Source organism: Kitasatospora sp. NPDC041988 (assembly GCF_055588525.1).
Genome location: NZ_JBVJCO010000050.1, coordinates 62,349 through 70,943 on the forward strand (window position 1 = coordinate 62,349; position 8,595 = coordinate 70,943).

Consider the following 8,595-nt stretch of genomic DNA (forward strand, 5'->3'; position numbering starts at 1 on the left):
CGGGTCGGTACCGGGACCGTCGGTGCAGGGACCGCCCGGGGCGACGACCGCCCACCCTACCGGCCCGGCGCGCGGTGCGGGTCGGGGCGCCCCTCGGGCAGTTGGCCGGACGGCGGGTCGGCGGGCCGGCGGCCGAACCGCCGGTACGGCACCGAGCGCGGCTGCGGCACCAGGCCCAGGCCCAGCCCCAGCTCACGGCCGAGTTCCCGGCCCAGCTCGCGCTCCCGGCCCCGGCCGCGACCGGTCTCCGCCGGGCCGGCCGGGGCGGTCGAGCCGCCATGGGCGGTCGGGCCGGCCGGGGCGGCATAGGCGGCCGGGGCGGCTTGGGCGGCCTCCCCGGGTGCCGCACCCGTTGCTTCCGCAGGTGCCGCCGGAGCGGTGCCCGTGCCCGTGTCCGGCACCGGCCCCCCGTCCGTCGCGGGGCCCGCGTCCACCGCCTGGCCGAGCGTGGCCGTCAGCAGCGGCAGGACGCCCACCGACTCCACCGGCTGCCCGGCCAGATCGGCCAGCAGCCGCACGGTGAACAGGTTGTACTCGCAGACGATCCGGTGCGCGCCCGCCCGGTCCCCCGCCTCGATCGCGTCGACCAGCTCGGCGTGGCGGTCCCAGCAGACCCCCTCCAGCATCGGCATCGCCCTCAGGTAGGGCGCGGCGAACATCCAGGACTGCACCCGCAGCCAGTCCAGATAGTCGCCGATCCGGCGGTTGCCGAACAGCCCGGCCGCCTCCTGCCAGAACCGGCGGTCACAGCCCACCATCACGTCCAGGTTCCCGGACCGGGCCGCCCGTATCGCCGCGTCCGCCCGCCGCCGCAGCGAGGGCAGCCGGCCGCTGGTGTCCGGTGGCGTCGGGAGGGCGGAGAGCCGGCGGAAGTAGCTGTCGGTGAGCAGCACCTGGGACTCGAAGATCTCCAGGAAGTCGTCCCAGCCGAACTCGGGCACCGTGAAGCCGCGATGGTGTTCGGCCCGGAGCAGCCCCTGCGCGCCGAGGTCGACCAGCGCCTCCCGGGCCGGGGTCGCCGAGACCCCGTACAGCTCGGCGATCTCCTTGACGGTGAAGTTGCGCCCGGCCGCCAGCCGGCCCGCCATCATCTCCTCGCGCAGCGCGCCGGCGATCTGCTCGCGCAGGCTGTTGCGCTGGATCACGGGGCGGGTGTCGCCCGAGCCGGTGCCGAACATGCGCGCGACCTCCTCGGGCGGGCTGGACGGCCTGCCTCGGGACAGGCCGGTGGGACAACGGCTGGAACACGACGAAGGCTCATCTTCTCAAAGATGTCGTTCCCGTGCGGCCGGGGCATGCCGGTGCGGCGCCACGGGCCCCGGCGGAAGCCGTCGGCCCGCCCGGGGCCCGGCGCCGGACGGGGTCTCAGCGCTGGACGGGGGCCGGAATGCCCAGCAGCCGGTCCCGGTGGACCGGGAAGTCGGCGCGGGCCTTGGCCACCTCGGCCGGGTCGAAGTCCACCGTCAGCACCTCCTCGCCTTGGCCCGCCTCGGCCAGCACCCGGCCCCACGGGTCCACCACGATGCTGTGCCCGGCCTGCTCGACCCCGCCGTGCGTCCCCGCCGTGTTGCAGGCCAGGACGAAGGCCTGCTCCTCGACCGCGCGGGCCCGGCTGAGCAGCGTCCAGTGCTCGCGGCGCCGCTCCGGCCAGGCCGCCGGAATCACCAGCAGTTGCGCGCCCGCGTCCAGCAGGGCCCGGAACAGCTCCGGGAACCGCAGGTCGTAGCAGGTGGCCAGGCCCAGCGTGCCGAAGTCGGTGGCGGCGGTCACGATCTCCTGCCCCGCGCCCATCACCACCGCCTCGCCGCTGTCGAAGCCGAAGCGGTGCACCTTGCGGTAGGTGTGCACCAGCTCGCCGTCGGGGGCGAAGAGCAACGACGTGTTGTAGATCGGCCCGTCCGGGTCGCGTTCGACGATCGACCCGGCGTGCAGCCAGACGCCGGCGGCCTTGGCGGCGGCCGCCATCGCGTCGGAGGTCGGCCCGTCCAGCGCCTCGGCGCCGTCCGACCAGAGGTCGTACGCGAAACCGCCCAGCGGCCACAGCTCCGGTAGGACGACCAGGTCGGCGCCCTGCTGGGCCCGGACCAGGGCGGCCGCCCGGGCCCGCCGCTCGGCGGGCGGCTCGGTGTCGGAGACCACGAGTTGGATCAATGAAGCGCGCACAGTACCACCGTCCACGGCAAGAGTCCTACGATCGTCACCCGAAAGCACTGCCCTGCTCTCACCCGGCAGCGTAACGTGCGGTTAGCGTGTGCGCCCGGAAGCCGGACGAACCCGGCCGACCGCGGAGCCAGGGCGTGCATGGCAAGGCAGCTGACGGAGGGCCGGAGATTCCCGTGACGGACAACCAGACCGTGCAGGCTTACACCGAGGCGTGGACGCAGTCCATCGAATCGATATCGGAACTGGTGACCCCTCTTCCGGAGGACTCCTGGAACCGGGCAACCGAGTGCCCCGGCTGGTCGGTACGTGACCTCGTCTCGCACGTCATCGCCATCGAGTCCGAGCTGCTCGGCGACCCGCGCCCGATCCACTCGCTCCCCCGCGACCTGCGGCACGTCACCAGCGAGTTCGCCCGCTACATCGAGCTGCCGGTCGACAAGCGCCGCTGCCACACCTCCGTCGAGCTGACCGGCGAGCTGGAGTACACGATCATCCGCCGCTCGCGCGCGCTGCGGAACGCCAAGCAGACCCCGACCGAGCCGGTCCGCTGGCCGGCCGGGCCGCACAGCCGCGACCTGCCGTACCACGAGCTGCTGCGCCGCCGGGCCTTCGACGTCTGGGTGCACGAGCAGGACCTCCGGCGGGCCCTCGGCGAGCCCGGCAACCTGGACTCCCCGGGCGCCCTGATCTCCCGGGACGTCCTGCTGGAGCTGCTGCCCAAGGCCGTGGCCCACCAGGCCGGTGCCCCGGCCGGGACGGCACTGGTGGTCGACGTCACCGGCCCGGTGGAGTTCCTGCGCACCGTCCGGGTCGACGCCGGCGGCCTCGGCACGGTCGACGAGTCGGTCAGCCTGGCCCCCGACGTCCAGCTCACCATGGACTGGGAGACCTACGTCCGGCTCGCGTGCGGCCGAGGCCGCCCCGGCCCGGTCACCGTCGAGGGCGACCAGGAGCTGGCCTCCCGCGTCCTGGCCAACTTCTCCGTCACGCTGTAGCGGCTGCGGTCACCCACCCGGCGTACACGCACCGCTGCGCGCCGGGTGGCCCGCTTCGTGCTCCCGTACGTCAACTTGGTACCAGCACCTCACCCGTTCGACCTCGTTGTTCCGGGCAGTCCAGCCATCACCCGGAAGAAGGAGGGGCGTCCTGATGGACGACGAACAGACACAGATGGTCCTGGTGCGGTCGAGCTTCCCGGTCACGGGGCAGTCGATCAGGGTCGTGATGATCGACGGGGAGCCGTGGTTCGTCACGGCCGACGTGTGCCGGGTCATCGGCCGACGCAATCCGGCCGATGCGGTCAAGGGGCTGGAATCCCAGCAGCGCCGCACGGTCGACCTGCGGTCGGTAACCATCGCCCAAAGCGATGGTTACGACGTTTGCGCAGGTCAGAAACCCTACCGACGAGGGAACCCACTGCTCGGAGTGGTCAGCGAGGCAGGTTTGTACGGCCTCCTCATGAGGTCGGAGAAGAGCTCTGCAAGGCCGTTCCGAACATGGGTCACCGAAGAACTCCTCCCCTCCGTCCGCCGCGGGGACACCGATGTCCCCACCCAGCAACGGCGGATGGCGGAGACCCTGGCGGAGGCGATCGGCCAGCAGGTGCAGATCGTCGCCGAGCTCGACCACGACGGCGGGCCTGGCGTGCACGTGCACTCCGACGGGACGGTGCACTGCCGGCACGGGGAGATGGTCTTCACCGTGCCGCGCCGGGAGGAGGACAGTGGTCCGCCCTTCGGCGGCTACTTCTCCTGCCCGATGGTGGAGCGGGTCGGCATCCGGGGTGGCAAGGCGATCCCGGGCTGCCCGAAGCTCAAGCTGGTCGACCTGGTCCGCCTGATGGCCGCGGCACCGGCACCGACCCGGCTCGGTGACGGGCAGCTGCTCGTGGAGCTGCACGGCGCCCGGATCCACGGGACGGCGCGGCAGATCTCCGACCTGATGCGCGAGTACGGGCGCTGAACACAGTGATGCCGTGTGCCTGACCAAAACTCAGGCACACGGCGTTTCCGCAGGTCGGAAACCCTACGCAGCCGCCGCCACCTTGCGGCGGAGCCGGAGGATCATCACCGTCCCCAGCGCCATCGGCACGTACAGCCAGCAGAACGCCCAGCGGTACGCCTCCGCCGAGTACCCGCTGCCGTTGCCGGGGGTCAGGGCGTCGAGCAGGACGCCGATGCCGAGGAGGGTGATCATCGTGCCGATGAAGCCGCCCATGTTGGCGATGCCGGAGGCGGTACCGAGGCGTTCGACGGGGTTGTGGGAGCGGGCGTAGTCGAGGCCGACCAGGGAGGCCGGGCCGTTGCTGCCCATCACCAGGATGATCCCGATCAGCAGCCAGAGCGGCGGGTGGCCGCCGGGCCAGGCGAGGGTGAGGGCCCAGCCGGCGGAGGTGGCGGCGATGACGGTGAGCACGATCGGCATCCGCGCCCGGGCGGCGCGGCTGAGCAGTCGGCCGAAGAGCAGGCCGAAGGCCATGTTGCTGAAGACCAGCAGGGTGAGCAGCCCGCCGGCCTCGGCCCGGGACATGCCCTGCGCCTCGACCAGATAGGGCAGACCCCAGAGCAGGCCGAAGGCGTTGCCGGGGAACTGGGTGGTGAAGTGCACCCAGAGCCCGAGCCGGGTGCCGGGCTCGCGCCAGGAGTGGCGGATCTGCTGACCGACGGCCGGCCGGGGGGCCCGGGCGGCGGTGGCGGACGCCGGCGGACCGGCCGGGGCCTCCTGGAGGAACAGCGCGACCAGGGCGAAGACGGCGACGCCGAGCACTGCGATGGCGGTGAAGGTGGCCGTCCAGCCCTCGCGGTGCAGGGCCTGGGCGAGGACGACCGTGGTGACCAGGTTGCCGCCCATGCCGGCGAGCCCGGTCAGCTGGGCGACCAGCGGGTTCTTCGCGGCCGGGAACCAGCGGGCGGCGATCCGCAGCACGCTGATGAAGGTCATCGCGTCGCCGCAGCCCAGCACTGCCCGGGACGCGAGCGCCGGGGCGAAGGACGCGGAGAAGGCGAAGGCCAGTTGCCCCAGGCTGAGCAGCAGGACACCGAGGAGCAGCACCCGGCGCGGGCCGAACCGGTCGACCAGCAGGCCGACGGGTATCTGCATGGCCGCGTAGACCAGCACCTGGAGGATGGAGAAGGTGGAGAGCGCGGAGGCCCCGATGGTGAAGCGCTCGGCTGCGTCCAGCCCGGCCACGCCGAGACTGGTGCGGTGGATGACGGCGAGGATGTAGACGCTGACGCCGATGGACCAGGCCAGCCACGCGGCACGGCCGCCCGGCGGGGCGTGCGGGGTCGCGGCCGGGGACGGACCGGCGTCGACTCGGGGACCAGGGACTGTGATCGGACGGGCGGCGGAGGCAGGGTCCACGGTCATAGTGACCCCAGATTAGTCATCCCATCATTCGACGCCAGTACGGGGTCAGCCGATACCCGCCTCCGCCCGCCCCGGGGGTCGGGCACGAACCACCTCAGCCGGTCACCGTCCAGGAGACCGACCTGGTCATGTACCGGTCGCGGAAGGCCTCGTCCCGGACCCAGTCGGTGCTGTCCCGCACGGTGGCCGTGACGGTGCTGCTCCGCCCGGGGGCCAGGTCCAGCTTGGCGGTGTCGAACCAGCTGCGGTCCGCCGCCTGCGGCTCCACCGGGACGCCGTCCACCTTCCACTCGACCTGGAGCTGCCGGGCACCGGCCAGCGGCAGCGGGCGGACCTCCAGTCGGGGGCGGCCGGTGACCTCCCCGGGAGCGGGCTCCGGCGCGTCCGTCGGCCGGATCCGGCGGTAGATCTCCTCGATGATCGCCTCCCGCGAGGGCAGGTTGTACGCGCCGCCGAGCGTGCGCATCACCGAATCCGGGGTGGGCCGGTAGATCCCGTTGGCGCTCCGGTACGCCCCGACGGTCCCGGCGCCGTCCGGGGACTCCGCGCCCAGCCAGCGCCACCACTTGGTCTGCTTGCGGCGCATGTCGTCGGCGTTGTCGGTGGAGAGGTTGGGGTAGTCGGCGTCGTCCGGCGCGCTGTCGTACTCGTCGCCGAGGTCGCCCACGGTGTGCCCTATCTCGTGCTGGATGATCCGCCCCGCGTCCGAGCTGCCGCCGGCCAGGGTGGTCACCCCGGTACCGCCGGCGCCGCCGTACTCGCTGGAGTTGGCCAGCGCGATCAGGTACTGCGGGCCGTCGCCGTCCCCGGCGTAGCGGGCGGTGGCGCTCTCGTCGGCGCAGAGCAGCCGGGCGGTGCCCTCGCACCAGAAGTGCATGCCGAGCGGGGTGCCGGGGTTGCGGCCGCGACTCTCGGTCTCGGCGATGCCGGAGACCGCGGAGACCACCTCGACCCGCCTTATGTTGAAGAAGCCCTGGTAGCTGCGGAACGGCTCGATCTCCATCAGCGCCCGCCAGGCCCGGTCGGCCTGCTGCCGGAAAGCGTCCTGCTCGTCGGCGGTGTAGCCGTCGCCGAGCAGGACGAGGGTGATCCGGTTGGCCGGGTCCCCGGTCCGCCTTATGTCGACGGTCGGGGCGGTGCCGGCCGCGCGCAGGTCGGCCCGCTGCACGGTGTGCGGCGGTACCGCCCGGTCGGCGGGGGCACCGGGCCCGATCACGCCGAACGGCGAGGGGCCGGCCAGCTCCAGGGCGGCCGGCAGTACGGCGGTGGACACCAGCACGAGCGCGGCCAGACTCCGGACGAGACGGCCAGGGTTGCCAGGCGGCATACGGGTGCGTCCTCGGGGATCCGGTCACCCGGCGTCGCCCGGGTGGTGGACGCGAAGACGTACCCGGCCCGGCGTGTCCCCCCTCCCGTCCGGCGAAAAAGTCACCGACCTGGCCGAACGACCCGGATCACCCCGGTCATACCTATGAGTCCGACCAGGTGGATGATCCTCACTGACCGTGACCTCACCGACCGCGACCTCTGTGGCCCTGCCCCGGAGGCCTCGGCCCTCCGTACCCCGGGCTCAGCCGGCCCCGCCCCGCCGCACGTCCAGCAGCAGATGGGTGGCCAGGCCGAACAGCAGACCCCAGAACGCCGAGCCGATGCCGAACAGGCTCATCCCGGAGGCGGTGGCCAGGAAGGTCACCACCGCCGCGTCCCGGCCGCGCTCCTCGGCGACCGCCGCGGCCAGGCTGCCCTGCAACGAGGCCAGCAGCGCGACCCCGGCGATCACCGCGATCAGCTCCTTCGGCAGCCCGGTGAACAGGCTCACCAGGACCCCGCCGAAGCTGCCCACCAGCAGGTAGAGCACGCCCGCGGACATCCCGGCGACATAACGACGGCGCGGGTCCGGGTGGCTCTCCGGACCGGCGCAGATGGCCGCGGTGATCGCCGCGAGGTTGACGCCCGGCGAGCCGAACGGCGCCAGCAGGACGGAGAGCCCGCCGGTGGCCCCGATCAGCAGCCGGTCGTCCGGCCGGTAGCCGAAGGCCCGCATCACCCCGAGGCCGGGGGCGTTCTGCGAGGCCAGCGCGACGATGGTGAGCGGCAGCGCCAGGCCCACCATGGCCGAGCCCGAGAAGGCCGGCACGGTCAGCACCGGCCGGGTCGGTCCGCCCGCGCCGAAGTGCAGCGGCAGCCCGACGGTGACCGCCGCCAGCACCCCGCCGGCCAGCAGCGCGGCCGGGACTGCGTACCGCGGCGCCAGCCGCTTGGCCAGCAGGAACGCCGCGAAGCTGCCCAGCACCAGGGCGGGCGCGCCCTTCACCGCACCGAAGATCCCCGCGCCGAAGGAGAACAGGATGCCCGCCAGCATCGCGTTGACGATCCCGGCCGGGATCGCCGCGATCAGCCGGCCGAACAGCCCGGTCACCCCGAACAGAGCCACCACCACCCCGCTCACCAGGAAGGCGCCGACCGCCTCCCGGTAGGGGTACGCACCGAGGCTGGTCACCAGCAGCGCGGCACCCGGGGTGGACCAGGCGGTGATCACCGGCATCCTGGTCCACCAGCTGAGCAGCAGGCAGGTCAGTCCGCTGCCGACGGCCACCGCCCAGATCCAGGACGCGGTCTGCGCCTGGTCCAGCCGCCCGGCGGCGGCCGCCGCGAGCACCACCACCAGCGGCCCCGAGAACGACACCACGATGCAGACCAGCCCGGCCAGCAGCGCCGGGACGGAGACGTCGCGGCGCAGCGAACGGCGCTCCTCCGGGTCGGTACGACGGTCGGCCGAACGGGTTCTCAGCTCCTCTGTCATCCCGGAAGTATCGCGGAGACACCGCCGCGGCAGGCCGGTCGAAGATCTCCGGAAAAACTTTTGAAACCACCTGCAACCCCCCGCGGGGATGCACGTCTATACGGATGAAGGCACGGAGAGCGAGACCGGCAAGGCCGGGGGGCGCTACCGCTCGACAGCAGCGGACAGCCGGCCGTCTTCACCACACCGTTCGGTCATGACCCTGGGGAGTCACATCATGCGCAAGTCCGTTATGCCCTCGTTCGCGAAGAACGTCCGCT

7 protein-coding genes are annotated in these 8,595 nt (G+C 72.9%); 2 read left to right on the top strand and 5 right to left on the bottom strand.

Going from position 1 to position 8,595, the window contains the following annotated elements:
- Positions 1-56 precede the first annotated feature (56 nt).
- On the bottom strand, positions 57-1,178 hold the full coding sequence (locus ACZ6NC_RS34700) for a GntR family transcriptional regulator (RefSeq protein ID WP_465737853.1): 1,122 nt from the start codon (positions 1,176-1,178) through the stop codon (positions 57-59).
- A gap of 187 nt (positions 1,179-1,365) precedes the next feature.
- Positions 1,366-2,163: a carbon-nitrogen family hydrolase gene (locus ACZ6NC_RS34705; RefSeq protein WP_465737854.1), complete on the bottom strand. Its 798-nt coding sequence runs from the start codon at positions 2,161-2,163 to the stop codon at positions 1,366-1,368.
- A gap of 173 nt (positions 2,164-2,336) precedes the next feature.
- Here ACZ6NC_RS34705 and ACZ6NC_RS34710 point away from each other — a divergent pair, with 173 nt between their 5' ends.
- Entirely contained in the window at positions 2,337-3,158 is an 822-nt protein-coding gene (locus ACZ6NC_RS34710; protein WP_465737855.1) for a maleylpyruvate isomerase family mycothiol-dependent enzyme, read from the top strand.
- Between the two features lie 154 nt (positions 3,159-3,312).
- Positions 3,313-4,125, top strand: coding sequence for a BRO-N domain-containing protein (locus tag ACZ6NC_RS34715; RefSeq protein ID WP_465737856.1), 813 nt, complete (start codon positions 3,313-3,315; stop codon positions 4,123-4,125).
- 63 nt (positions 4,126-4,188) lie between these two features.
- Here the strand turns inward: ACZ6NC_RS34715 and ACZ6NC_RS34720 are convergent, their stop codons facing one another.
- From ACZ6NC_RS34720 to ACZ6NC_RS34730, 3 genes are all read right to left on the bottom strand, one after another.
- The gene (locus ACZ6NC_RS34720; protein WP_465737857.1) at positions 4,189-5,532 is read right to left on the bottom strand and encodes an MFS transporter; all 1,344 of its coding nucleotides are present in this window, start codon (positions 5,530-5,532) and stop codon (positions 4,189-4,191) included.
- 94 nt (positions 5,533-5,626) lie between these two features.
- Complete coding sequence (locus ACZ6NC_RS34725) at positions 5,627-6,859, bottom strand: M64 family metallopeptidase (protein ID WP_465737858.1); 1,233 nt, start codon at positions 6,857-6,859, stop codon at positions 5,627-5,629.
- 243 nt (positions 6,860-7,102) lie between these two features.
- Positions 7,103-8,335 carry a benzoate/H(+) symporter BenE family transporter gene (locus tag ACZ6NC_RS34730; protein WP_465737859.1) on the bottom strand — a complete coding sequence of 411 codons (1,233 nt, stop codon included), beginning with the start codon at positions 8,333-8,335 and terminating at the stop codon, positions 7,103-7,105.
- Between the last annotated feature and the right edge of the window lie 260 nt (positions 8,336-8,595).

What these genes read in the sequence shown, in the direction of transcription:
- ACZ6NC_RS34700 (WP_465737853.1), bottom strand. Translation starts at nt 1,178, where the DNA reads ATGTTCGGCACCGGCTCGGGCGACACCCGCCCCGTGATCCAGCGCAAC.
- ACZ6NC_RS34715 (WP_465737856.1), top strand. Translation starts at nt 3,313, where the DNA reads ATGGACGACGAACAGACACAGATGGTCCTGGTGCGGTCGAGCTTCCCG.
- ACZ6NC_RS34720 (WP_465737857.1), bottom strand. Translation starts at nt 5,532, where the DNA reads ATGACCGTGGACCCTGCCTCCGCCGCCCGTCCGATCACAGTCCCTGGT.
- ACZ6NC_RS34725 (WP_465737858.1), bottom strand. Translation starts at nt 6,859, where the DNA reads ATGCCGCCTGGCAACCCTGGCCGTCTCGTCCGGAGTCTGGCCGCGCTC.
- ACZ6NC_RS34730 (WP_465737859.1), bottom strand. Translation starts at nt 8,335, where the DNA reads ATGACAGAGGAGCTGAGAACCCGTTCGGCCGACCGTCGTACCGACCCG.